This is a genomic window from Pseudomonas oryzihabitans (assembly GCF_014522265.1).
Lineage (GTDB): Bacteria > Pseudomonadota > Gammaproteobacteria > Pseudomonadales > Pseudomonadaceae > Chryseomonas > Chryseomonas aestiva.
The window spans coordinates 518,744-542,176 of record NZ_CP017024.1; the positions used below are offsets into that span (position 1 = coordinate 518,744).

Genomic DNA, 23,433 nt, shown 5'->3' on the forward strand with positions numbered 1-23,433 from the left:
GGCCAGTGTAAACCCAGAGCGGCAGAAACTTCGACCGCTATTTCCTCTCCTATGGCGGATTCGGACGAAGCCACTACACTGGCGCGGTCCCTCAAGGAAGGCTCCAAGAATGCGAAGATTCCTGCTGCTCGCGGCGCTCTGCAGCACGGCCGGGCTGGCCCAGGCCCAGGTCGCCGGCAATGGCCTGCTCGACGTCTACCGCGAAGCGCTGGACAACAATGCCGACCTCGCCGCCGAACGCGCCGGGCTTGGCGCCCAGCGCGAGGCGGTGCCCCAGGCGCGCGCCGGCCTGCTGCCGCAGATCGGGCTCGGTGCCCAGTTCAACGACACCCATACCAGCCTGCAGCTCAAGGACAATCCGGCGCTGGGCGTCCAGGGTGGCCGCTACAGCAGCGATCGCAGCAGCCAGCTGATCCAGGCGACCCTCAGCCAGCCACTGTTCCGCGCCGATCGCTGGTTCCAGCTCAAGGCGGCCAAGGCCGCCACCGAGCAGGCCGAGCTGCAGTTTTCCGCCGCCCAGCAGCAGCTCATCCTGCAGACCGCCGAGGGCTATTTCAGCGCCCTGCGCGCCCAGGACGCCCTGGCCACTGCTCGCGCCGAGGAAAAGGCGCTGTACCGTCAGCTGGACCAGTCCCGCGAGCGTTACAAGGTCGGCCTGACCGACGACACCGACGTGCTCCAGGCCCAGGCCAGCTTCGACAACGCCCAGGCCAACCGCTCCCAGAGCGAGCAGCAGGTGGCCGACGCCTTCCAGGCCCTGACCCGGCTGACCGATCGCGACTATGGCAGCATCGCCGGTATCCGCCACGACCTGCCGATCCTGCCGCCACAACCCAACGATGCCCGCCAGTGGGTGGACACCGCCATGCGCCAGAATCTGCAATTGCTGGCTGCCGGCCAGGGTGTCAATGCGGCCCAGGAAACCCTGCGCCAGCGTCGCGCCGGGCACCTGCCGACGGTGGATGCGGTGGCGCGCTACAGCCACAGCGACAACGATGCGGTGAATCTGCCCAACGCCGAGCAGCTGTCCCTGTTCGGCAGCCCGGTCAACAGCCGCAGCATCGGTATCCAGGTCGAGGTGCCGCTGTACAGCGGCGGCGCCACCAGCTCCCAGGCGCGTCAGGCCTACCAGCAGCTGGACCGCAGTGAGCAGCAGCAGGAAAGCCTGCGCCGCCAGGTGGTGCAGAACACCCGCAACGCCCATCGGGCGATCAACACCGACATCGAGCAGGTGCGCGCCCGACGGCTGTCCATCGCCTCCAGCCAGCGCGCCCTGAGAGCCACTGAGATCGCCTACCAGGTGGGCAGCCGTACCATCGTCGACGTGCTCGACGCCCAGCGGCTGCTGTACAACGCCGTGCGCCAGTACAACGACGCCCGCTACAACTACATCCTGGACACTCTGAGACTCAAGCAGGCGGCCGGCACCCTGGCGCCCAACGACCTGCTGGCCCTGTCCGGCTATCTCGATCCCCACTACGACCCGGATCGCGACTTCCTGCCGCCGGACCTGGCCAAGACCCGCGCCGACGTCCTGCCGGCACGTTCCGCTCAGGGCTTGAGCAGTCCGTCGAGCCCGGAGAGCAGGCGCTCCAGCGCGCCCTGATTGGCGGCCAATACCGCCAGGCCCGCCTGACGACGCCGAGCGGCTTCCGCCGGTTCGGCCCAGAGCCGGGCCACGGCGGCAGCGATGGCCGAGGCTTCCGCTACTGTTTCCAAAGCGCCGGCGTCGCGCAACTGGGCGACGATGTCGAGGAAGTTGAATACGTGCGGTCCGCTGAGCACCGGCACGCCGAGAGCGGCCGGCTCGAGCGGGTTGTGCCCGCCGCGCTCGATCAGGCTGCCACCGACGAAGGCGACGTCGGCCAGGGCGTAGAGAAACAGCAGCTCGCCCATGGTGTCGCCCAGCAGGACCTGGGTCTGCGGTTGCACCGCCTCCCCCGTCGAGCGCTGGATCACGCTGAAGCCTTCACCCCGCACCTCGCCCAGCACCTCGGGAAAGCGTTCGGGATGACGCGGCACCAGGATCAGCAGGGCATCGGGACGGGTGGCCAGCAGTTGGCGCTGGGCCTGGAGCAGGATCTCGTCTTCACCGGCATGGGTGCTGGCGGCGATCCACACCGGGCGACGGCCCCAGCCCTGGCGCAGCGCAGCCGCGCGCGCCGGCAGCTCGGGGTCGATGCGCAGGTCGAACTTGATGGAGCCGGTCACCGTGACCCGCTCGGCACGGGCACCGAGGGCGCGGAAGCGCTCGGCTTCCACCGGCGTCTGCACCGCCAGCCAGGCCAGCTCCGCCAGCATCGGCGCGGTCACCCCGCCCAGCTTGCCGTAGCCCCGGGCGGAGCGCTCGGACAGCCGGCCATTGGCCAGGGCGATGGGAATGTCGCGGCGCGCCGTCTGGTGAATGAGGTTGGGCCAGAGTTCGGTTTCCATCACCACCCCCAGGCTGGGCCGCAGGCGATCGAGGAAGCGTCCGGCCAGCCCCGGCAGGTCGTAGGGCAGATAACAGTGGTGGACGTCGCTGCCGAACAGGGCGCGAATGCGCTCCGAGCCGGTGGGCGTCATGCAGGTCACGGTGATCGGCAGCTGCGGATGGCGCTGGCGCAGCGCACGGATCACCGGCGCGGCGGCAATGCTCTCCCCCACCGACACCGCATGCACCCAGATGCCGCCGGGCGGCACCTCTGGCAAGCCCAGCGCCAGGCGCTCGCCGATGCGTTGCCGATAGGCGGGAGCCTTGCGCCCGCGCCAGAGCAGGCGCAGCAGGATGAAGGGCAAGGCCAGGGTGAAGATCAGGCTATAGAGGGTACGGTTCATGGCGGCAGAGCTTAATGAAGCTATGCCGCCAGTGCGAGCCCGTTCCAAGGCTTTGTCTGAAAAGTGCCTGCACTCGGTCAGGCGGCGTTAAAAATCCGCTGGATCGCCAGCCCGGCCGGAATGCTCATTTACCACTCGTAAACCCGAGCGCGGGTCCGATCCGCTCCCTCACGGACTTTTGCCTTGCCTGACCTTCGCTCGGCGACTTTTCAGACAAGCCTTAATGCGAGTGCCGCGGCACCCCGCCTTCGCGGGCGATCACCTTGAGGTGCAGGGTGGCCGGTTCCAGGCAGCCGCCGGTGGAAAGCTGGCCCACCAGTTGCCGATAGAGCTCCTGCCAGGGGGTCTGGGCCGGCGGCAGGTTGGGCGTCCATTCAGCACGACGGCGCTCCAGTTCGGCATCATCCAGCAGCACATCGACGCTGCGGGCATTGAGGTCCACACGCAAACGGTCGTTGGTCTTGAGCAGTGCCAGGCCACCGCCCACCGCCGCTTCCGGCGACATGTTGAGGATCGATGGACTGGCCGAGGTACCGCTCTGGCGACCGTCGCCCAGGCACGGCAGGGAGTCGATGCCCTTCTTGATCAGCGCCGCCGGCGGGGCCATGTTGACCACCTCGGCGCTGCCCGGATAACCCACCGGCCCGGCGCCGCGGATCACCAGGATGCAGCGCTCGTCGATGTCCAGGGCCGGGTCGTCGATGCGCGCGTGATAGTCCTCCGGACCCTCGAAGACGATGGCTCGCGCCTCGAAGCTGTTTTCCTTGCCCGGTTCCGCCAGATAGGTCTGGCGAAAGGCCTCGCCCACCACCGACATCTTCATGATGGCACTGTCGAAGAAATTGCCGCTGAGCACGATGAAGCCGGCGCGGTGCTTGAGCGGCGCTTCGTAGGGCTGGATCACGGCGGGATCTGTGCTGGCCGCACCTTCGGCGATGGCACCGATGGTGCGCCCGGATACCGTCATACAGTCGCCGTGCAGGCGTCCCGCCTTGAGCAGTTCGTGGAGCACCGCCGGCACCCCGCCGGCGCGGTGGAAGCCCTCGCCCAGGTACTTGCCGGCCGGCATGCAGTTGGCCAGCAGCGGGATGTCCTCGCCCAGGCGCTGCCAGTCGTCCAGCGACAGTTCCACGCCCATGTGGCGGGCGATGGCGATCAGGTGCGGCGGGCAGTTGCTGGAAGCACCCAGGGCCGAAGCCACCACGATGGCGTTCTCGAAGGCCTCGCGGGTCATGATCTGCGAGGGGCGGACGTCGTCCAGCACCAGCTGGCAGATGCGCTTGCCGGTGGCATAGGCCATCTGGCCGCGCTCGCGATAGGGCGCGGGGATGCTGGCACAGCCGGGCAGCGACATGCCCAGGGTCTCGGCCAGGGCATTCATCGACAGGGCCGTGCCCATGGTGTTGCAGTGGCCCACCGAGGGCGAGGCGGCGGTGGTCAGGGCCATGAAGCCCTCGTAGTCGATCTCGCCGGTCGCCAGCAGGTTGCGCGCGTGCCAGAGCACCGTGCCGGAGCCGATCAGCTCGCCCTTGAAATGCCCGTCCAGCATGGGCCCACCGGACAGCACGATGGCTGGCAGGTCGGTGGTGGCCGCGGCCATCAGGCAGGCTGGGGTGGTCTTGTCGCAGCCGGTGGTGAGCACCACGCCGTCCAGGGGAAAGCCGTGGAGGATCTCCACCAGGCAGAGATAGGCCAGGTTGCGATCCAGGGCCGCGGTGGGGCGGCGACTCTGCTCGGCGATGGGGTGCACCGGGAACTCCATGGGGATGCCGCCCGCGTCGCGGATACCGGCCTTGACCCGCTGGGCCAGCTCCAGGTGATGACGATTGCAGGGGGTGAGGTCGCTGCCAGTCTGGGCGATGCCGATGATGGGGCGACCGGACTGGAGTTCGTCGCGGGTCAGGCCGTAGTTCATGTAGCGCTCGACATAGAGCGCGGTCATGTCGGCGTGGACAGGATCATCGAACCATTGCTGGCTGCGCAGCGGGCGTTTGGCGGAAGTCATGATGGTCTCTAGTTGTTATTAGGAAAGAGCGCTTAGCGGCCCAGCAGGCCGCGGGCGGCCAGGTTGTGCATCAGGGCACCGAGGCCGAAGCGCCAGGCTGGGGCCTGGTCGCTGGTGGTCACCCTATTGTGCAGGGTTCCCAGCAGCGGGCTGGCAATGCTCACCACGTCACCCACCTTGTGGGTGAAGCCGCCGCCCGGGGCGTCACGGTCCTGGGTCGGGGCGAACAGGGTGCCGAGAAACAGCAGGAAGCCGTCGGGATACTGGTGGTTGGCATTGAGGGTCTGGGCGGCGAGGTCCGCGGGATCACGACTGATTTGCGCCATGGAGCTGCTGCCATTGAGGTGAAAGCCGTCTTCGCCCTGGACTTCCAGGGTCACCACGCACTGGCGGACCTGGTCGAGATCGAAGGTCTCGTCGAACAGGCGGATGAAGGGCCCCAGGGCGCAGGAGGCGTTGTTGTCCTTGGCCTTGCTCAGCAGCAGGGCGCTGCGGCCCTCAATGTCGCGCAGGTTGACGTCATTGCCCAGGGTGGCGCCATGCAGGCGGCCGCGGCTGTCCGCCACCAGCACCACCTCGGGCTCGGGATTGTTCCACTGGGACACGGGGTGGATGCCGATGGCGCTGCCGCTGCCGACCGCGGCCAGCACCGGCGCCTTGGTGAAGATCTCGGCGTCCGGGCCAATGCCCACCTCCAGGTACTGCGACCACATGCCCTTCTCGATCAGCAGCGCCTTGAGCGCCTGGGCGCGCGGACTGCCCGGCTCCAGGCCCTGCAGGTCCGCGCCGATCACCGCCTGCACCTGCTCGCGGATGGCCACGGCGCGCCCGGCATCGCCGCCGGCCTGCTCTTCGATTACCCGTTCCAGCATGCTGGCGGCAAAGGTCACCCCGGCGGCCTTGATCACCTGCAGGTCGGCCGGCGGCAGCAGGTGCAGGCGGCCCGGATCGGCCTGCTCGCCGCTGTTGGCCAGCAGTTCCTCCAGGCTGCCGAGGTAGCGCCCGGGGGTATCGCGCAGGGTCTGCAGGGGCGCCTCTTCCTCGAACAGGGCGCTCAGCGTGGCGAAGCGTGCCGAGACATCGAAGACACCGTCTTCGCGCAGCACCACGGGCGAGGGACCGGCCAGCGGACCGGGCACCCAGGCACGACCGACCAGGGTGCCGGCCAGGCCATCGGTGGGAAGGGTGTTGCCAGGCGAGAGACGAAGGGACATGGGCAGGACTCCAGGGCTGATGGGTCCACGCTAGGCAGCCGGACTGATAAACTCAAATGGGCTTATTTCATCATTCGATAACCTGTACTTATCGCCCGGGAGGTATGCGTGTCCGAGCCGTCGTTCAGCCAGATCAGCCACTGGCTCAAGTTCCGCCACCTGCTGCTGATCGACACCCTGGGGCGCACCCGCAACATGCACCTGGCGGCGCAGCAGATGAACCTCAGCCAGCCGGCCATCAGCAAGATGCTCAAGGAGCTCGAGCACCTGCTCGGCTTCGCCCTGTTCGAGCGCCAGCCGCGCAGCATGCCGCCCACGGCGCTGGGCGAGCACGTGCTGCGCTATGCCCGGGTGGCGCTGAACGATGCCCGCGACTTCGCCGAGCAGATCGACAGCCTGAGACGCGGCGGCCACGGCCAGCTCAAGGTCGGTGGCATCTTCGCCGCCACGGCGGTGGCGCTGCCGCAGGCCATCGTCGCGATCAAGCAGCGCTGGCCGCTGCTGGCCATCGAGGTGGTGGAGCAGACCAGCGATCACCTGATGGAGATGCTCGACGACAAGCTGCTGCACCTGGCGGTGGCGCGCTTCACCGACGAAGCCCAGGCCCAGCGCTTCGACTTCCAGCCCCTGGCGCCGGAGCCCTTCCGCTTCGTGGTCAACGCCGATCACCCCCTGGTGGGCAGCGGGCCCGTGGGCCTCGACCAGGTGCTGGCCTGGCCCTGGATCCTCTATCCCAAGGGCACGCCCATCCGCGGGCGCATGGAGCGGGCCTTCGCCGCCGCCGGCCTGCCGGTGCCGAGCAACACCATCGACACCATCTCCATGCAGACCTTTCTCCAGGTGCTGCGCGCCGGCCCCATGATCGGCATGCTGCCGGAGGCCATGGTCGAGCCCTATCTCGCCAGCGGCGCGCTCAGTGCCCTGGAGCTGCCACTGCACCTGCCGGCGCAGGACTACGGCATCCTCACCCGCAAGGGCGAACCCCTCGGCGAAGCGGCCCGGGAATTCGCCGCCATCCTGCTGAGCCATGCCGGTCGCGAGGAGTCCGCAGCCTAGACAGCTCGATAACGCGCCGTTATCGAATGATCTGCAAATGCCATTGGGAAAGAATCGCTCCCGCTTCTAGAGTGGCCTGGCGATTCAGACGGCCACCCCGCATCCCCGGCCGCCTTCGACCTCTTCAATAACAACAACGGGCCCCAAGGCCCCGAAGGTCATTCCCATGTTCGAGACCACCGCTGCCCAGGGCGCCGCTGGCGACGCCTTCGAAGAACGCACCTATCGCAAGGTGGTGCTACGCATCCTGCCGATCCTGCTGCTGTGCTACATCGCCGCCTACCTGGACCGGGTCAACGTCGGCTTCGCCAAGCTGGACATGCTCGACGACCTGGGCTTCAGCAACACCGTCTATGCCCTTGGCGCCAGCATGTTCTTCTGGGGCTACTTTCTTTTCGAGGTCCCCAGCAACCTGCTGCTGCATCGCTACGGCGCGCGCTTCTGGATCGCCCGCATCATGCTGACCTGGGCGATCATCTCCATGGCGGTGGCCTTCACCCAGCCGCTGGCGCAATTCTTCGGCCTGCAGTCGAGCACCCTCTTCTATGTGCTGCGCTTCCTGCTGGGCGTCTGCGAGGCGGGCTTCTTTCCCGGCGTGGTGCTCTATCTCAACTACTGGTTCCCGACCCAGCGCCAGAGTCGGGTGATGTCCGGTTTCCTGGTTGCCCTGCCCTTCAGCCTGAGCTTTGGCGGCGTGCTTTCCGGCTGGCTGATGAGCAGCCTGCACGACTGGCACGGCCTGGCCGGCTGGCAGTGGATGCTGCTGGTGGAAGGGGTGCCCTCGATCATCATGGCGGTGGTAGTGTTCTGCTGCCTGAGCGACAACATCGACAAGGCGCCCTGGCTGGACGCCCGGGAAAAGGCCCTGCTCAAGCGCAACCTGGACCAGCACAACGCCGGCAAGGCTTCACGGCTGAGCGAGGTCTTTCTCAATCCGCGGGTCTGGCTGCTGGTGTTCATCCTGCTGACCTTCAACACCGGCTTCTATGGCCTGGCCTTCTGGATGCCCTCGATCATCAAGAACGCCGGGGTCAGTGGCAGCCTGCAGATCGGTCTGCTCACCGCCATCCCCTACAGCGTCGCCCTGGTGGTCATGCTGCTCAACGCCCGCCACTCGGCACGCACCGGCGAGCAGCGCATGCACGCGGCGGTGCCGGCCTTCGTCGGCGCCCTGGGCCTGGTGCTGAGCGCCTGGTTCATCCACAACATCGTGCTGTCGATCTTCTTCCTCACCGTGGCCGCCTCGGGCCTGCTGGCGCTGATGCCGATCTTCTGGTCGCTGCCCGGCACCCTGCTTTCCGGCGTCGCCGCGGCGGCGGGTATCGGCATGATCAACGCCATCGGCAACCTCTCCGGCTTCACCGGCTCGATGATCACCGCGACCATGGAAACCCTCACCGGCGACATCAACAACGGCACCTATGTGCTCGGCGCCTGCCTGTTCGTCAGCGGCCTGCTGATCCTGGCGATCCCGGCCTCGATGCTGCAGCGCACGCCGACCGCCGTGCCGCTGGACCTCAAGCCCGCCTAGCCCGCCTCGGGCACGGCCGAGCGCCCGGCACCCGCGGCGCTCGGCCGGCCGATCCACAGCGCCATCAGCGCCGCCAGCAGACCGGTCAGGCCGGCCAGCACCAGGGCCTCCTGGTAGGAGCCGAAGTGCTCGCGCAGGGCACCGGCGAGAAAGGCCGCGCAGGCGGCGCCCAGCATGTGCCCGCAGAACACCCAGCCGAACACCACCGGCGCGCTCCGTTCACCAAAGCTCTGGTTGGTCAGCTTGACCGTGGGCGGCACGGTGGCGATCCAGTCCAGCCCGTAGAAGATGCCGAACAGCAGCAGTTGCTCGGGGGCGAAGCCGGAGAACGGCAGGTAGATCAGCGAGAGGCCCCGCAGGCTGTAGTAGACGAACAGCAGCCGGCGCGGATCGTATCTGTCGGTCAGCCAGCCGGAGGCGGTGGTGCCCACCAGGTCGAAGATGCCCATCAGCGCAAGGATGCCGGCGGCCTGCACCTGGGACAGCCCGTGGTCGTGGCCCATGGCGATGAAGTGGGTGCCGATCAGGCCATTGGTGGTGAAGCCGCAGACGAAGAAGGTCAGGAACAGCAGCCAGAAATCGCGCCGCCGACTGGCCATGGCCAGGGTGCCGAGGGTCACGCGAAACAGATTGCCCGGTGCGGAGGCCGCTGGCGCCTGGTAGTCCGCCGGGGCGCCATGGGGCCGCAGGCCGACGTCCGCCGGCCGCTCGGGCAGCAGCCAGGCCACCAGCGGAATCAGGGCGGCGCTGGCCACGGCCACGGTCAGCAACACGGTCTGCCAGCCTTCCTGACTGGCGAGATGGGCCAGCAGCGGCAGGAACACCAGGTTGCCGGTGGCGGTGCTGGCCGCCAGCAGGCCCATCATCAGTCCCCGGCGGGCGACGAACCAGCGATTGACGATGGCGGCCCCCAGTACCATGGCCACGCAACCGGTACCCAGGCCGCTGAGCACGCCCCAGGTGGCGACCAGGTGCCAAGGTTCGCGCATCAGGGTGCTCAGGGCGGTGGCCAGGCTGATCAGGGTCAGGCCGCCGAGCAGGGTCCGGCGGATGCCCAGGGTCTGCATCAGGGCGGCGGCGAAGGGCCCGACCAGGCCATAGAGAAAGATGCCGATGGCGGCGGAAAGCGAGACCGTCTCGCGACTCCAGCCAAAGGTCTCCTGCAGCGGCAGCAGCAATACGCCTGGGGTGGACCTCACCCCGGCCGAGACCAGCAGGGCGAGAAAGATCAGCGCCAGGACGACGAAGACATAGCGCTGGCCGAGGGCGGGAGGTGGGGTCATGGCGATCGTCACGGGCGGGGAAGGGATGAGTCGAGTATTGCAGTCCTGGCGACCTGGCGCTGGTCAAGCTGCCCCACGGATCTGGCCAGAATGGGACTTTCCTTGGCATGGGCCGTGGGCCAGTGTTGAAGATTCGTCTTGTTGGGCTTCGCTGCGCTCAACCCAACCTACGCAGAGCGCCGTAGGTTGGCGCTGAGCGCAGCGAAGCCCAACACATTCATTCAACCAATCGCTCGCAGCTCCTCCGCCAGTCGCTGCGCCAGCCAGCGCGCGGCCGGCCCCGGCGCGGCGTTGCGGCGCCAGGCCAGCTCCACCACCAGGGCCGGCGGCACCCAGTCGCAATCCAGCTCGGCTAGCAGGCCCTGGTAGGAGGGATAGCGCGCCACGTGCCGCGGCAGCCACCCCCAGCCCAGGCCGCGCATCAGCAGTTCGGCGAGCAGATAGAAGCTGTCGGCGCGCCAGACCTGGGGGGCGATCTGCTCGCCGCCGGGATAGGGATGCTCCAGCGGCGCGATCAGCAGCTGGCGATGGCGGGCCAGTTCGCGTCGCCCTACCCCACGCTGGCGGGCCAGGGGATGCTGGGCGCCACAGGCGGTGACCTGGGCGACATCGCCCAGCGCCTGGCGCTCCAGGGCCTCGGGCATGTGCTCATGGCGAAACAGCAGGCCAAGGTCGGCCTGATCGGTCAGCAGCTTGCGCGCCACATCGCCCTGGGCGCCGCTGGTGAGCTGGACTTCCAGATGCGGGAAGGCCGCCGCCAGGGCGTCCAGGGCATCGAGTACCGGCTGGTAGGGCATGGCCTCGTCCAGTGCCAGGCGCAACAGCGGTTCCTGTCCGGCACAGAGCGCCTGGGCGCGGCTGTCCAGCCGCTGGCACTGACGCAGCACCTCACGCGCCTCCTCCAGCAGCGCCAGACCAGCCGCGGTGATGACTGGCGTGCGGCCGTTGCTGCGCGTGAACAGCACGACGCCCAGGTCAGCCTCCAGCAGGGCGATGGCGGCGCTCACCGCCGATTGCGCCCGCCCCAGACGCCGCGCCATGGCCGAGAAACTCGCCCCCTCGGCGATGCCGACGAAGATCTCCAGTTGCTCCAGATTCCACTGCACAACCCATCTCCTCAACAGATAGGTATCAACTTTCACCTATCGTCCGAAAAGGCACAATGGGGCCCTTCGACAGAAGGAATCATCATGAGCGGATACATCTACCTGGCCATTGCCATCGCCGCCGAAGTCGTCGCCACCACCTCCATGAAGGCCATCAGTGGCTTCAGCAAGCCACTGCCACTGATTCTGGTCATCACAGGCTACGGCCTGGCCTTCTGGATGCTGACCCTGGTGGTGCGCAGCATCCCCGTGGGCGTCGCCTACGCCATCTGGGCCGGGCTGGGCATCGTGCTGGTCAGCATCGCCGCGGCGGTGCTCTACGATCAGAAGCTGGACCTGCCGGCCATGCTGGGCATGGGGCTGATCGTCGCCGGGGTGGTGGTGATCCAGCTGTTTTCCGGCAGTACCGGGCATTGAGACCAGCGGCGGCGAGGAGCGTGTAAAATCACTCCTTTGCCGATCATCCGAGCAGGCCGTTCATGTCCCAACCCTGGTCCACCGATATCCTCATCGTCGGCGGCGGCGTCGCCGGCCTCTGGCTCAACGCCCGTCTCAGACGCGCCGGCTACGCCACCGTGCTGGTGGAGACCGGCGCCCTGGGCGGCGGCCAGAGCGGCAAGTCCCAGGGCATCATCCATGGCGGCACCAAATATGCCCTGACCGGGATGCTCACCGGGGCCTCCGAGGCCATCGCCGACATGCCGCGGCGCTGGCGCGAAAGCCTGGCCGGCAGCGGCGAGCTGGATCTTTCCGGTGTACGCCTGCTCTCCGAGGCCCACTACCTATGGTCGCCGGGCAGCCTGGCCGGCAACCTCACCAGCTTCTTCGCCAGCAAGGCGGTGCGCGGCCGGGTGGATGCGGTCAAGGGCGACGAACTGCCGCCAGCCCTGCGCGACCGCGCCTTCAAGGGCAAGGTCTATCGCCTGGCCGAGCTGGTGCTGGACGTACCCAGCCTGGTCGCACGCCTGGCAGAACTGGCCGGCGACAGCCTGCTGGCCGGGCATGACCTCCAGCCCCTGCGCGAAGACGGCGAGCTGACCGGTCTGGTGGTGGACGGCCAGGCCATCCGCGCCCGCCGCCTCGTGCTCACCGCCGGCGCCGGCATGGCCGATCTGCTCCAGGCGCTCCGTCTGGAACAACCGGCCATGCAGCGCCGCCCGCTGCACATGGTGGTGGTCAAGGGCCCCATGCTCAAACCCCTCTATGCGCACTGTCTGGGTGGCGGCCCCAAGCCGCGGGTGACCATCACCAGCCACCCCACCGCCGACGGCCAGTGGCTGTGGTACCTGGGCGGCGACCTGGCCGAGGCCGAGGGCGTGGCCCGTGAGCCAGCGGCGCAGATCGCCACGGCACGCGAGGAACTGCAGCGCCTGCTGCCCTGGATCGACTTCGACGGCGCCCGCTGGGCAACCTTGCGCGTGGATCGCGCCGAGCCGGCGCAATCCGGACTGGTGCGTCCGGACAACGCCTTTCTCGCCGAGGAAGGGCGCCTGCTGGTGGGCTGGCCGACCAAGCTGGCGCTGTCGCCGGACCTGGCCGACCGGGTCCTGGCCAATCTCGACCGCGACGGCATCGCGCCAGGACAGCACCCCGCCCTGCCCGCCCATCCGCAACCGCCGGTGGCCGCGCCCTTCTGGGAGGAGCTGCTGCCATGAGCCTGCGCACCCTGCATGGTCTGCAGCGTCCGCTGGGCAGCACCGGTCTCGAGATTTCCCCACTGGGCCTGGGCACGGTCAAGTTCGGCCGCGACCAGGGCGTGAAGTACCCCAACGGTTTCACCATCCCCGACGACCGCAGCGCCGCCGATCTGCTCAGCCTGGCCCGCGAGCTGGGCATCAACCTGCTGGACACCGCGCCCGCCTACGGCCGCAGCGAAGAACGCCTGGGTCCACTGCTGCGTGGCCAGCGCCAGCACTGGGTGATCGCCAGCAAGGTCGGCGAGGAATTCACCGATGGCCTGTCCAGCTTCGACTTCAGCGCGGCCCATACCCGCCGCTCGGTGGAACGCAGCCTGCGCCGGCTGGAGACCGACTGGCTGGACCTGGTGCTGGTGCATTCCGATGGCAACGACCTGGCCATCCTCCAGGACAGCGGCTGCTACGAGACCCTGGCCGAGCTCAAGCGCGAAGGCCTGATCCGCGCCTTCGGCTTTTCCGGCAAGACCGTCGCGGGCGGTCTCAAGGCGCTGGAGACCGGCGATTGCGCCATGGTCACCTTCAACCTCAACGAAGACGCCGAGATCCCGGTGATCCGAGCCGCCGCCGCCCAGGGCAAGGGCATCCTGATCAAGAAGGCCCTGGCCAGCGGCCACGCGGTGCTCGGTACCGGCCAGGATCCGGTGCGCGCGAGCTTCGCCCGGGTATTCGGCGAGCCCGGGGTGAACGGTGCGATAGTCGGCACTATCGATCCCCTGCACCTGTCACATAATGTCCGTACCCTGGCCGAAGTGATCTCCGCTCGGCCCTGATCCAGAGCGTTTCGCTGAACCCTTGCCTTCGTCCGCTGGACGTCCTGCCCGGTCGCCCGGGACGGCGCGTCCGCGGCACACTACAACAGGAGTCGGCCATGCCCCAGCTCATCGCCCGCCACAATCCCAAGGCGTTCAAGACCCTGCCCCTTTCGGTCGAGGCCAATCATGACGGCCTCACCTACCAGGCGCTCGGCCAACCGCTGAATTTCAGCGAGATGCTGGAGCGGCGCAAGCCGATCGAGATCGAGGATGCCCAGCACTTCAGTGCGAAGCTCGCCAACCTGGGTGTCTCGGTGCGCCTGACGCTGAACTGGCAGGGCCAGGACCACTGGCTGCTGGTGCGCCAGCGCCGGCCCGACCGGGGCGACGTGGTGCTCAAGCTGATCTCCGGTTACATCCCGACCCACGAACTGGCCCTGCCGCTGCTCACCGCCGTGCAGGAGGTGGCCGAGGAGTGCCTGATCGAAACGCCGCGCGGCTGGCTGGCCGGACGCTTCGCCGACACCTGGCTGCCGACACCTTATGCCCCGGCCCTGCCCTACCGCGAGGACGTGGCCTTTCGCCTGACCCCGCGCTCGGGCGCGGCGCGGCCGGTGCGCTGCGGCAGCCTGGCGCTGCTGGAGCGCCCCCGCGCCTATGTGCACACCCCCACCGCCTCGCTGCAACTGGTCTATGACCTGCTGCTGGAACTGCCCAAGGAATGCAAGGCGCCGAGTCTGTTCCACGTCGACGAGAAGATCGAGAACGGCCAGTTGCTGGCGCGCCTGGCGCGCCAGCGCCCGGACCTCTATCTGGTCGCCTTGGACGACGGCAAGCCCACCGGCGAGCTCTACACCCTGTCCGCCGGCCAGCGCCTGCCGGTGTCGACCCGCGGTCTCTGGCTGTCGGAAAGCTTCGCCCGCCAGGACGGCTGGCTGGTCCACGACAGCCGGGTGCGCTGGCGTGACTGGCTGGAGCGCATGGCGCCCCAGAGCGCCCTGCAGCGGGCCTAGGTGAGCGGGGGCTAGCCGTTTCGCCTCTACCTGGAAATGCCAGGCAAGACCGGCCATTCCCGTCGCAGCCACGGGAGTGGCCTGTTCGAATCCGGCTTATAGCTCGCCTGTCAGGAATTGGGCCCTGCCCTGACCAAAGCTCCAATCCTCATCGCCATTCACCACGATCGAAACCATCACGTCGTTTGCCTCGATGCCACACCGTGCGTGCAGTTCATGACAGACCTTTGCGTAAAAGCGGGTCTTGACCGCCTGGTCTCGAGGCCGACTCGTAATACTGATCAAGGTCTGTCTGTGGGTTCTCGGAATGTCCAATCCGGTGTCCTGCATGATGAATCGGCCAGGCTTGTGTTCGGTCAGAACCTGGTAGCGATCCCGCACAGGGACGTCGAAGGCCTCCACCACGGCGTGGTGAACCCCATTGAGCAGGTTTTGCAGATAGTCGTCGTTATGGCCTTCCAGGACATCGATACGAAGAAGCGGCATGTAACACCTCGGCAATGGAATCGGCAGGCTCTAGGCCAAGGCTTTCGAGGCACATTTCGTCGATTTGTTCATTGCGATAGGCAATCGCGCATCACCGCCGGGCGGGTGCTCTGGACCTTCGTCGCGGAGTTACCGAAAGCTGCCATTTTCCCTGCAGAAACTAATCACCCCCGGCGCGGCGTTCACCGGTGACGCCGCCGGCCGCGGCCTGGACCCGGCCGGCTAGCCGGGAAAAGGGCAAGGTCTGGATCCACACGGTGCCGTGGCCGCTCAGGGTCGCCAGCACCAGGCCTTCGCCACCGAACAGCATGCTGCGCAGGCCACCCGCCAGCTTGATGTTGTAGTCGATGCCGCTGGTGAAACCCACCAGGCAACCGGTGTCCAGGCGCAGGGTCTCGCCCCTGAGGTCCTTGCGGATCACCGTGCCGCCAGCATGCACGAAGGCCATGCCATCCCCCTCCAGCCGCTGCAGGATGAAGCCCTCGCCACCGAAGAAGCCGGCGCCCAGACGCCGAGTGAAGGCCACGCCGATGCGGGTGCCCCTGGCGGCGCAGAGAAAGGAATCGCGTTGGCAGAACAGGGTGCCGCCCAGGGCGGCGAGGTCCAGCGGAATCACCTGTCCCGGATAGGGCGCGGCGAAGGCGACGTGGCGCTTCTCGCGCCCTTCGTTGGTGAAATGGGTCATGAACAGCGACTCGCCGCCGAGCATGCGCTTGCCGGCGCCCCAGAGCTTGCCGAGCAAGCCAGCGGAGCCGTCGCCCATGCGCGCGGTGAAGTCGATGTCGGCCTCCATGTAGGTCATGGCACCGGCCTCGGCGATCACCGTCTCGCCGGGATCGAGACCGATCTCCACCGCCTGCAGGGATTCGCCGAGAATGCGGTGGTCGAGGATATGGCTGGGCATGAGGGTTTCCTGTACCGCTGTTGGAGGTTCCCAGCCTAGCAGCGATGGCAGGGGTTGGCGTGCTAGGCCCGGTACCAGCGGTGGCTTGGGTAACGTGACAAATGGGGTAGAAGGTTCACTTGGGATGCTGGCCTGGTCTTCACCCTGGGGTTGAACCTCTAGGAGATCGCGGCCATGGGCCGCTCCTACGGGCAGGACCAAGCTGGCCGCGGCTGGAACCGAACTTCGTGCGCCAGCTTCCCTCACCCCAGCCCTCTCCCAGAGGGAGAGGGGGCATTCGTGCAGGCTGGGCTGAGCGCAGCGAAGCCCAACATGGCCAGGTTCAACCAGAGACCGCTGGGCGTCGACGATGCAGCCGCCTCAACCAGCCTACGCGGCCGGTCAGATGTCCCGCAGCTCGCCGGCGAAGCGCTCCAGGCGCCGCCGCAGGCGCCGGTTCTCGCGGCGCAGCTCTTCCACCTCGTCCAGCAGGTGCAGGGCCAGGGCCGTCGCGGACCAGTCCAGGTCCAGTTCGTGGCGCAGGCGCACGGCGCGACGGGCGCGGTGCAGCGCGCCGGTATCGAAGTGCCACTCGGACGGGCGCTTGCCCCGCTGTGGCGCCAGGATGCCGTGCTCGACGATCTCCACCACCACCGGCTCGCTTACCTCGCAGAGCACGCAGAATTCCTGCAGGACGATCAGACTGCTCATCAGACTCTCCTCCAGTCGCGGCGGGGATCGAAGGCCGCCCGCTCGGCCAGTTGGCGCCACAGCGCCTGGGTTTCTTCGTCGCCTCGAGGCGGCATCACCACTTTGAGCAGGGCATGCAGATCGCCCTGCCCGGCCTTGCCGGCCAGGCCCTTGCCGCGCACCCGCAACCGCGCACCGTTCTGGCTGCCGGGCGGGATACTGAGCATGATCTGCCCATCCAGCGTCGGCACCTGCACCTTGGCGCCCAACGCGGCTTCCCAGGGGGCGAGCGGTACACTGACCACCAGATCCTGGCCGTCCACGTCGAACAGCGGATGAGGCACCAGGCGGATGACCAGATAGAGGTCTCCCGCCTCGGCACCGCCGAGCCCCGACTCGCCCTGACCTTTGAGGCGGATGCGTTCGCCGTCGGCGCTGCCGGCGGGAATCTTGACGTTGAGCGTCTTGGTGGTCTCGCCCACGCGGCGGCCCAGTTCATCCCGTTGCGGCAGGCTGAAACTCAGCGGCTTGGTGCTACCGGTCTGGCTCTCTTCGAGAAACAGCGGCAATTCCAGTTCGATGTCGCGGCCCCGGCGGGCGAAGCCGCCGTGCGGGGAACGCCCGGCCGCGCCGAACAGGGACTCGAAAAAGTCGGAATAGTCCTCGCCGAAACCGGCATGGGGATCGCTGTAGTCGGCACCGGAGCCCGGCTGCCAGTCCGGCGGCACCTGGAAGCGCTCGCCCTGCTGCTGGTAGAGGCGTATCTGGTCGTATTCCGCCCGCTTGTGCGGATCGCGCAGGACATCATAGGCCTCGGCCACCTCCTTGAAGCGGGCCTCGGCCTCGGCCTCCTTGCTCACATCGGGGTGGTACTTGCGCGCCAGCTTGCGATAGGCGGTCTTGAGGGTCTTGTCGTCGACGTCGGGAGCGACGCCGAGCACCTCGTAGTAGTCCTTGAAGTCCATCGTGGTCTCCAGTGGGAGGCTGCCTAGTGTGGTGCTACAGCGGTTCGCGCAAGAGTTGGCGAGTGATTTTTCCTCTTGGGCTAGGCGCCGCGACGAGTCATAGCAGGGCTATGGCGAGGAGTGGCAACGACGTCCAGGAGCAAAAAGCGCCGCCAAAATTGTGCAGTCAACTTCTGAAGCACCGCACTAAAGACCGCGACGCACGCCCGGGGGTTGCACGCAGCCGGTCAGTCACCGCGCTTGCGAAAGGCCAGGCTGCCGGCCAGCACCGTGAAGGTCGCCACCAGCGCCACCAGGATCCAGAAACCGTGGGGCGAGTCGGAGAGCGGGATGCCGCCGACGTTCATGCCGAAGAAGCCGGCGATGATGTTGATCGGCAGGGCCAGCACCGTGACCAGGGTCAGGGTGAACAGGGTGCGATTGGTCTGCTCGGCGGAGGCGGCGGCGATCTCTTCCTGCAGCAGCTTGAGCCGCTCCACCAGGGCGGCGAGGTCGTCCAGCACCCGGTCGAATTCCTCGGTCGCCTCGCGCAGGGTCTGGATGTCGTCGCGCCGCAGCCAGGCCGGCGGACGGTTGAGCAGTCGCAGCAAGGAGCCCGGCTCCAGGGCCAGCAGCCGTTGTAGCCGCACCAGGGCGCGTCTCAGGCCGCCCAGTTCGGCGCGACTGGCGGAGAGCCGCTGGGACAGCAGGCGATCCTCGATGGCATCCACCTTGACCGTGGTGTCGCGGATGATGCCGGTGAGCACATCGGCCTGATCGCGCAGAAGGTGCACCAGCAGCTCCAGGGTGGAGCCGAAGCCCTCGCCGCGACGCACCGCATGGCGCAGGCGATCCACCGAGCGCAGTGGCTGGGCGCGGGCGGTCACCAGCAGTCCCGGGCGGGCGCAGGCCCAGAGGGTGGCGACGTCCACCGAGACCTGGCCGTAGGCGAGGGTCACGTCGTTCACCACCCCGAGCAGGGTGTCGTCGGCCGGTTCCAGCCGGGTCGAATGGGAACCGGCGTGCAGGGATTCGAAGAACTCCTCGGGCAACCCCAGGTGCTCGCGCATCCAGCGCTCGGCGGCGGCGTGGGCCAGGTTGAAGTGCAGCCAGCGAAAACCGCCCTCTTCCGCCTCCCAGGGATCTTCCGGCGCCATGGTCAGGGCCCGGCCCGGCTGGCCCGAGGTGAAATGGTAGGCGTAGAGCAGCCCCAGCCGTTCAGCGGCCGGATGCAAGGGGATCAACGTATTGGTCATGGCTACCTGCAAAGGGACGCGACATCAGGGCTCTTTAAGAGCCTGTTCAAAGTCTGCTGCGCGTCGGCCAAACAGCGTTGAAAACGCCCTCGGAATGCTCATTTACCCTTCGTAAATTCCGCTTCCTCAGCCCTTTTCGCCTTGCTTGGCTCTAGCTCGCTAGACTCTGAACAGGCTCTTAGCAGGCCCGGATGAACCTTTGATGACAGAGCCCCGGTCGGCGGCAGCCGGAGCGACGCCCCGAACGGGGCGCCACCCTTATTGCGGACGCATGTGCGGGAAGAGGATAACGTCGCGGATCGACGGCGAATTGGTCAGCAGCATGACCAGGCGGTCGATGCCGATGCCTTCGCCGGCGGTGGGCGGCATGCCGTATTCCAGGGCGTTGATGAAGTCGGCGTCGTAGTGCATGGCCTCGTCGTCACCGGCGTCCTTTTCCTGGACCTGCAGCATGAAGCGCTCGGCCTGGTCTTCGGCGTCGTTGAGCTCCGAGTAGGCATTGGCGATCTCGCGGCCGCCGATGAACAGCTCGAAGCGGTCGGTGACGCTGGGGTTGTCGTCGTTGCGACGCGCCAGCGGCGAGACCTCGAAGGGATACTCGGTGATGAAGTGCGGCTGCTCCAGCTTGCTCTCCACCAGCTCCTCGAAAATCATCACCTGCAGCTTGCCCAGGCCTTCGTGGCCGAGCACCTTGGCGCCGGCCCGCTTGGCGATGGCGCGGGCCTTCTCGACGTCCTGCAGGTCTGCCGCGGTGATGTCCGGGTTGTACTTGAGGATGGAGTCGTACACCGACAGGCGCACGAAGGGCTCGCCGAAGTGGAAGACCTTGTCGCCATAGGGCACGTCGGTGCTGCCGAGCACGGCCATGGCCAGTTCGCGGAACAGTTCCTCGGTGAGGTCCATGTTGTCGTGGTAGTCGGCGTAGGCCTGGTAGAACTCGAGCATGGTGAACTCGGGGTTGTGCCGGGTGGAGACGCCTTCGTTGCGGAAGTTGCGGTTGATCTCGAAGACCTTCTCGAAGCCACCGACCACCAGGCGCTTGAGGTACAGCTCCGGCGCGATGCGCAGGAACATGGCCAGGTCCAGGGCGTTGTGGTGGGTCTCGAAGGGCTTGGCCGCCGCGCCGCCGGGAATGGTCTGCAGCATGGGGGTTTCGACTTCGAGGAAACCCCGCTCCATGAGGAAGCGGCGGATGTGGGCGATGACCTGGGAGCGTACGCGGAAGGTCTGGCGGACCTCCTCGTTGACGATCAGATCGACATAGCGCTGGCGATAGCGCAGCTCGGTGTCGGTCAGGCCATGGTGCTTGTCGGGCAGCGGGCGCAGCGACTTGGTCAGCAGGCGCACGTCGCTCATGTTGACGTAGAGATCGCCCTTGCCGGAACGGGCCAGGGTGCCTTCGGTGGCGATGATGTCGCCCAGGTCCCAGCTCTTGACCGCTTCCAGGGTTGCCGCCGGCAGGGTCTTGCGGTCGACGTAGACCTGGATGCGCCCGCTGGTGTCCTGCAGCACCATGAAGGCGCCGCGGTTGAGCATGATGCGCCCGGCCACCTTGACCTTGATGCCTGCGGCTTCCAGCTCTTCCTTGGTCTTGTCGACGTACTGCTGCTGCAGGTCACCGGCCAGGCTGTCGCGGCGGAAGTCGTTGGGGAAGGGAATGGCCTGCTGGTCGCGCAGCGCGGAAAGCTTTTCCTTGCGCTGGGCGATCAGCTTGTTGTCTTCCTGTTCCTGGGCTTGGGGATCTAGGGGTTGTTCGCTCATGTCTGCTGTTTACCTGGGGTGCTGACCGTAGGAGCGGCTCATAGCCGCGATAGAGCTCTATCGCGGCTATGAGCCGCTCCTACAGGAAATGATGGATTAAACGCCCTGCTTGAGGCTGGCTTCGAGGTATTCGTCCAGATCGCCGTCGAGCACCTTGTCGCAGTCGCTGCGTTCCACGCCGGTGCGCAGATCCTTGATCCGCGAGGCGTCGAGCACATAGGAACGGATCTGGTGGCCCCAGCCGATATCGGACTTGGAATCCTCCAGGGCCTGGGACGCGGCGTTGCGCTTCTGCATCTCCAGCTCGTACAACTTGGCCCGCAGCATCTTCATGGCGGTGTCCTTGTTGGCGTGCTGGGAGCGTTCGTTCTGGCAGGCCACCACGGTGTTGGTGGGCACGTGGGTGATCCGCACCGCTGAGTCGGTGGTGTTCACGTGCTGACCGCCGGCGCCCGAGGAGCGGTAGGTGTCGACGCGCAGATCCGAGGGGTTGATCTCGATGTCGATGTTGTCATCGATTTCGGGCGAGACGAACACCGCGGTAAAGGAGGTGTGGCGACGGTTGCCCGAGTCGAAGGGACTCTTGCGCACCAGGCGGTGCACGCCGATCTCGGTGCGCAGCCAGCCGAAGGCGTATTCGCCCTTGATGTGCACGGTGGCGCCCTTGATGCCGGCGACCTCGCCTTCGGACAATTCGACGATCTCGGCGCTGAAGCCGTGCTGGTCGGCCCAGCGCAGGTACATGCGCAGCAGCATGTTGGCCCAGTCCTGGGCCTCGGTGCCGCCGGAGCCGGCCTGGATGTCCAGGTAGCAGTTGTTGGGGTCCATCTCGCCGCTGAACATGCGGCGGAATTCCAGCTTCTCGAGGATGCCGCGCAGGCGCTCCACCTCGGCCGCCACGTCATCGACGGCGCCCTGGTCTTCCTCTTCGGCAGCCATTTCCAGCAGGTCGGTGGCATCGGCCAGGCCGCCGTTCAGCTCGTCCAGGGTACCGACCACCTGGGCCAGCAGGGCGCGCTCGCGGCCAAGATTCTGGGCGTACTCGGGCTTGTTCCAGACAGCGGGATCTTCGAGCTCGCGCTCGACTTCGACCAGACGATCCTTCTTCAGATCGTAGTCAAAGATACCCCCGAATGGTCTCGGTGCGGCTGGAGAGGTCCTTGATGCTGGTGACGATCGGGTTGATTTCCATGGGGGAAACACTCGCGAGAAAAGCTGTGGAAAAGCTCGCGAGTATAACCCAATCGGCGGCGAAACTCAGAGTGCGAAGGGGATTCGCCGCCGGCGGGAGCTCAATCGGCGTCGAGATCGCGGTGGCGGGTTTCCGGCAGGCACAGCAGCCCCACCACCAGGCTGACACCGGTCACCAGCACCGGGTACCAGAGGCCGTAGAAGATGTCGCCGGTATAGACCACCAGGGCAAAGGACACCGTCGGCAGGAAGCCGCCGAACCAGCCGTTGCCGATGTGGTACGGCAGCGACATGGAGGTATAGCGGATGCGCGTGGGGAACAGCTCCACCATCAGCGCCGCCAGGGGTCCGTAGCAGAGGGTGGCGATCAGGATCAGGGCGAAGATCACCGCCACCACCATGGGCTTGTTGACCTGGGCCGCATCGGCCTTGGCCGGATAGCCGGCGGCCTGTACCGCCGCGCGCAGGGCCGGTTCGTCGAAGCCGACGATGACCTTGTCGCCGACGTTGACCTGCACCGCGTCCCCCGGTGCCGCCGCCACGCTGCGGTAGGGCAGCCCGCTCTTGGCCAGCAGCGTCTTGACCCTATCGCAGGGGCTGTCGAAGCGCGCCTTGCCCACCGGGTCGAACTGGAAGGTGCAGGTGGCCGGGTCGGCGGTCACCACGATGGGCGCCTGCTGACTGGCCTGGTAGATCTGCGGATTGGCGTAGTGGGTCAGGGCCTTGAACAGCGGGAAGTAGAGCACCGTGGCCAGCAGCAGCCCCAGCATCAGGATCGGCTTGCGCCCGACCTTGTCCGACAGCCAGCCGGCGATGACGAAGAAGGGGGCGCCCAGGATCACGCTGATGATCAGCAGGTTGTTGGCCAGCACCGGGTCGAGCTTGAGGGTCTGGGTGAGAAAGAACATCACATAGAACTGCGACAGGTAGAAGGTCACCGCCTGGCCGCCGTTGATGCTGAACAGCGCGATCAGCACGACCTTGAGATTGCTCCAGTTGGTGAAGGAGTCGCGGATCGGTGCCTTGCTCTGCTTGCCCTCGGCCTTCATGCGCAGGAAGGCGGGCGACTCGTGCATGGACATGCGGATCCAGGTGGAGATGGCCAGCAGGAAGATCGACAGCAGGAACGGCAGGCGCCAGCCCCAGACCTCGAACTGGTCGCCGGTCAGGTAGCGGCAGACCAGGATCACCACCAGCGACAGCAACAGCCCCAGGGTCGCGGTGGATTGCAGCCAGCTGGTGTGGGCGCCGCGCTTGCCGGGCGGCGCATGCTCGGCGATGTAGGTGGCGGCACCGCCGTATTCCCCGCCCAGGGCCAGGCCCTGCAGCAGGCGCAGCACCACCAGGATGATGGGCGCGGCCACGCCGATGCTGGCGTAAGTGGGCAACAGACCGACGCCAAAGGTGGCGATGCCCATGAGGATGATGGTGGCGAGAAAGGTGTACTTGCGGCCGACCAGATCGCCCAGGCGTCCGAACAGCAGGGCGCCGAAGGGTCGCACCACGAAGCCGGCGGCAAAGGCCAGCAGGGCGAAGATGAAGGCGGTGGTGTCGTTGACGCCGGCAAAGAACTGCTTGCTGATCACCGCCGCCAGGGCGCCATAGAGAAAGAAGTCATACCACTCGAAGACGGTCCCCAGGGACGAGGCAAAGATCACCTTGCGCTCTTCGCGGCGACTGCTGGCCGCGCTGGGTTGTACCCGGGGTTGGGCATAGTCGGACATCGCACGTTCTCCTGACCCGGGATC

General features: G+C 67.1%; 20 protein-coding genes. 7 read left to right on the plus strand and 13 right to left on the minus strand.

Annotated features, from left to right (window positions below; genetic code table 11):
* The first annotated feature begins 109 nt into the window (after positions 1-109).
* On the plus strand, positions 110-1,606 hold the full coding sequence (locus BGI51_RS02445; RefSeq protein ID WP_187980202.1) for a TolC family outer membrane protein: 1,497 nt from the start codon (positions 110-112) through the stop codon (positions 1,604-1,606).
* Here BGI51_RS02445 and waaA read toward each other — a convergent pair.
* From waaA to BGI51_RS02460, 3 genes are all read right to left on the minus strand, one after another.
* Complete coding sequence (gene waaA / locus BGI51_RS02450; RefSeq protein WP_187980203.1) at positions 1,552-2,817, minus strand: lipid IV(A) 3-deoxy-D-manno-octulosonic acid transferase; 1,266 nt, start codon at positions 2,815-2,817, stop codon at positions 1,552-1,554. The genes BGI51_RS02445 and waaA overlap by 55 nt on opposite strands.
* 220 nt (positions 2,818-3,037) lie before the next feature.
* The gene (locus tag BGI51_RS02455; RefSeq protein ID WP_187980204.1) at positions 3,038-4,822 is read right to left on the minus strand and encodes an IlvD/Edd family dehydratase; all 1,785 of its coding nucleotides are present in this window, start codon (positions 4,820-4,822) and stop codon (positions 3,038-3,040) included.
* Positions 4,823-4,854: 32 nt separating this feature from the next.
* A complete protein-coding gene (locus BGI51_RS02460; protein ID WP_187980205.1) occupies positions 4,855-6,036 on the minus strand; it encodes a fumarylacetoacetate hydrolase family protein in 1,182 nt (393 codons plus the stop codon).
* 108 nt (positions 6,037-6,144) lie between these two features.
* Between BGI51_RS02460 and BGI51_RS02465 the strand changes: the two genes are divergently transcribed.
* Positions 6,145-7,092, plus strand: a complete 948-nt coding sequence (locus BGI51_RS02465; RefSeq protein ID WP_133862595.1) for a LysR family transcriptional regulator — start codon at positions 6,145-6,147, stop codon at positions 7,090-7,092.
* A 166-nt stretch (positions 7,093-7,258) separates the two neighbouring features.
* On the plus strand, positions 7,259-8,623 hold the full coding sequence (locus tag BGI51_RS02470; RefSeq protein WP_187980206.1) for an MFS transporter: 1,365 nt from the start codon (positions 7,259-7,261) through the stop codon (positions 8,621-8,623).
* Here BGI51_RS02470 and BGI51_RS02475 read toward each other — a convergent pair.
* Together BGI51_RS02475 and BGI51_RS02480 are read right to left on the minus strand one after the other, a co-directional pair.
* Positions 8,620-9,906 carry an MFS transporter gene (locus BGI51_RS02475; protein ID WP_252977192.1) on the minus strand — a complete coding sequence of 429 codons (1,287 nt, stop codon included), beginning with the start codon at positions 9,904-9,906 and terminating at the stop codon, positions 8,620-8,622. The two genes, BGI51_RS02470 and BGI51_RS02475, sit on opposite strands and share 4 nt — an antisense overlap.
* Positions 9,907-10,127: 221 nt before the next feature.
* Positions 10,128-11,012 carry a LysR family transcriptional regulator gene (locus tag BGI51_RS02480; RefSeq protein ID WP_133862598.1) on the minus strand — a complete coding sequence of 295 codons (885 nt, stop codon included), beginning with the start codon at positions 11,010-11,012 and terminating at the stop codon, positions 10,128-10,130.
* A gap of 84 nt (positions 11,013-11,096) precedes the next feature.
* On the opposite strand from BGI51_RS02480, the gene BGI51_RS02485 reads away from it, so the two are divergent.
* The 4 genes from BGI51_RS02485 to BGI51_RS02500 all read left to right on the plus strand — a co-directional run bounded on the left by BGI51_RS02485 (position 11,097) and on the right by BGI51_RS02500 (position 14,474).
* The gene (locus tag BGI51_RS02485; protein WP_187980208.1) at positions 11,097-11,429 is read left to right on the plus strand and encodes a DMT family transporter; all 333 of its coding nucleotides are present in this window, start codon (positions 11,097-11,099) and stop codon (positions 11,427-11,429) included.
* A gap of 62 nt (positions 11,430-11,491) precedes the next feature.
* Positions 11,492-12,667 carry an FAD-dependent oxidoreductase gene (locus BGI51_RS02490; protein WP_187980209.1) on the plus strand — a complete coding sequence of 392 codons (1,176 nt, stop codon included), beginning with the start codon at positions 11,492-11,494 and terminating at the stop codon, positions 12,665-12,667.
* Positions 12,664-13,479, plus strand: a complete 816-nt coding sequence (locus BGI51_RS02495; protein ID WP_187980210.1) for an aldo/keto reductase — start codon at positions 12,664-12,666, stop codon at positions 13,477-13,479. Before BGI51_RS02490 ends, BGI51_RS02495 begins: the two co-directional genes overlap by 4 nt.
* Positions 13,480-13,577: 98 nt before the next feature.
* Entirely contained in the window at positions 13,578-14,474 is an 897-nt protein-coding gene (locus BGI51_RS02500; protein WP_187980211.1) for a metal ABC transporter ATPase, read from the plus strand.
* A gap of 96 nt (positions 14,475-14,570) precedes the next feature.
* On the opposite strand, the gene BGI51_RS02505 is transcribed toward BGI51_RS02500, so the two are convergent.
* From BGI51_RS02505 to BGI51_RS02540, 8 genes are all read right to left on the minus strand, one after another.
* A complete protein-coding gene (locus tag BGI51_RS02505; RefSeq protein ID WP_187980212.1) occupies positions 14,571-14,960 on the minus strand; it encodes a tautomerase family protein in 390 nt (129 codons plus the stop codon).
* A gap of 160 nt (positions 14,961-15,120) precedes the next feature.
* On the minus strand, positions 15,121-15,864 hold the full coding sequence (locus BGI51_RS02510; RefSeq protein WP_187980213.1) for a TIGR00266 family protein: 744 nt from the start codon (positions 15,862-15,864) through the stop codon (positions 15,121-15,123).
* A 381-nt stretch (positions 15,865-16,245) separates the two neighbouring features.
* A complete protein-coding gene (locus tag BGI51_RS02515) occupies positions 16,246-16,554 on the minus strand; it encodes a chaperone modulator CbpM (protein ID WP_187980214.1) in 309 nt (102 codons plus the stop codon).
* Positions 16,554-17,498, minus strand: coding sequence for a curved DNA-binding protein (cbpA, locus tag BGI51_RS02520; RefSeq protein ID WP_187980215.1), 945 nt, complete (start codon positions 17,496-17,498; stop codon positions 16,554-16,556). The genes BGI51_RS02515 and cbpA overlap by 1 nt, the downstream gene beginning before the upstream one ends.
* A gap of 227 nt (positions 17,499-17,725) precedes the next feature.
* Positions 17,726-18,733, minus strand: a complete 1,008-nt coding sequence (locus BGI51_RS02525) for a transporter (protein WP_158891300.1) — start codon at positions 18,731-18,733, stop codon at positions 17,726-17,728.
* 258 nt (positions 18,734-18,991) lie between these two features.
* Entirely contained in the window at positions 18,992-20,494 is a 1,503-nt protein-coding gene (gene lysS / locus BGI51_RS02530) for a lysine--tRNA ligase (RefSeq protein ID WP_187980216.1), read from the minus strand.
* A gap of 96 nt (positions 20,495-20,590) precedes the next feature.
* Positions 20,591-21,686, minus strand: a protein-coding gene (gene prfB / locus BGI51_RS02535) for a peptide chain release factor 2 (protein ID WP_133862613.1) whose coding sequence is annotated in 2 segments (ribosomal slippage) — positions 20,591-21,613 and positions 21,615-21,686 — 1,095 coding nt in all. Because the reading frame shifts where the segments join, the coding sequence is not laid out codon by codon here.
* 100 nt (positions 21,687-21,786) lie between these two features.
* Complete coding sequence (locus BGI51_RS02540; protein WP_187980217.1) at positions 21,787-23,409, minus strand: MFS transporter; 1,623 nt, start codon at positions 23,407-23,409, stop codon at positions 21,787-21,789.
* Positions 23,410-23,433: the final 24 nt, after the last annotated feature.

Bases quoted from the DNA above. Each gene is read 5' to 3' on its own strand.
- BGI51_RS02445 (WP_187980202.1), top strand. From the start codon at position 110: ATGCGAAGATTCCTGCTGCTCGCGGCGCTCTGCAGCACGGCCGGGCTG.
- waaA (WP_187980203.1), bottom strand. From the start codon at position 2,817: ATGAACCGTACCCTCTATAGCCTGATCTTCACCCTGGCCTTGCCCTTC.
- BGI51_RS02455 (WP_187980204.1), bottom strand. From the start codon at position 4,822: ATGACTTCCGCCAAACGCCCGCTGCGCAGCCAGCAATGGTTCGATGAT.
- BGI51_RS02460 (WP_187980205.1), bottom strand. From the start codon at position 6,036: ATGTCCCTTCGTCTCTCGCCTGGCAACACCCTTCCCACCGATGGCCTG.
- BGI51_RS02470 (WP_187980206.1), top strand. From the start codon at position 7,259: ATGTTCGAGACCACCGCTGCCCAGGGCGCCGCTGGCGACGCCTTCGAA.
- BGI51_RS02475 (WP_252977192.1), bottom strand. From the start codon at position 9,906: ATGACCCCACCTCCCGCCCTCGGCCAGCGCTATGTCTTCGTCGTCCTG.
- BGI51_RS02485 (WP_187980208.1), top strand. From the start codon at position 11,097: ATGAGCGGATACATCTACCTGGCCATTGCCATCGCCGCCGAAGTCGTC.
- BGI51_RS02490 (WP_187980209.1), top strand. From the start codon at position 11,492: ATGTCCCAACCCTGGTCCACCGATATCCTCATCGTCGGCGGCGGCGTC.
- BGI51_RS02495 (WP_187980210.1), top strand. From the start codon at position 12,664: ATGAGCCTGCGCACCCTGCATGGTCTGCAGCGTCCGCTGGGCAGCACC.
- BGI51_RS02500 (WP_187980211.1), top strand. From the start codon at position 13,578: ATGCCCCAGCTCATCGCCCGCCACAATCCCAAGGCGTTCAAGACCCTG.
- BGI51_RS02505 (WP_187980212.1), bottom strand. From the start codon at position 14,960: ATGCCGCTTCTTCGTATCGATGTCCTGGAAGGCCATAACGACGACTAT.
- BGI51_RS02510 (WP_187980213.1), bottom strand. From the start codon at position 15,864: ATGCCCAGCCATATCCTCGACCACCGCATTCTCGGCGAATCCCTGCAG.
- BGI51_RS02515 (WP_187980214.1), bottom strand. From the start codon at position 16,554: ATGAGCAGTCTGATCGTCCTGCAGGAATTCTGCGTGCTCTGCGAGGTA.
- cbpA (WP_187980215.1), bottom strand. From the start codon at position 17,498: ATGGACTTCAAGGACTACTACGAGGTGCTCGGCGTCGCTCCCGACGTC.
- BGI51_RS02525 (WP_158891300.1), bottom strand. From the start codon at position 18,733: ATGACCAATACGTTGATCCCCTTGCATCCGGCCGCTGAACGGCTGGGG.
- lysS (WP_187980216.1), bottom strand. From the start codon at position 20,494: ATGAGCGAACAACCCCTAGATCCCCAAGCCCAGGAACAGGAAGACAAC.
- BGI51_RS02540 (WP_187980217.1), bottom strand. From the start codon at position 23,409: ATGTCCGACTATGCCCAACCCCGGGTACAACCCAGCGCGGCCAGCAGT.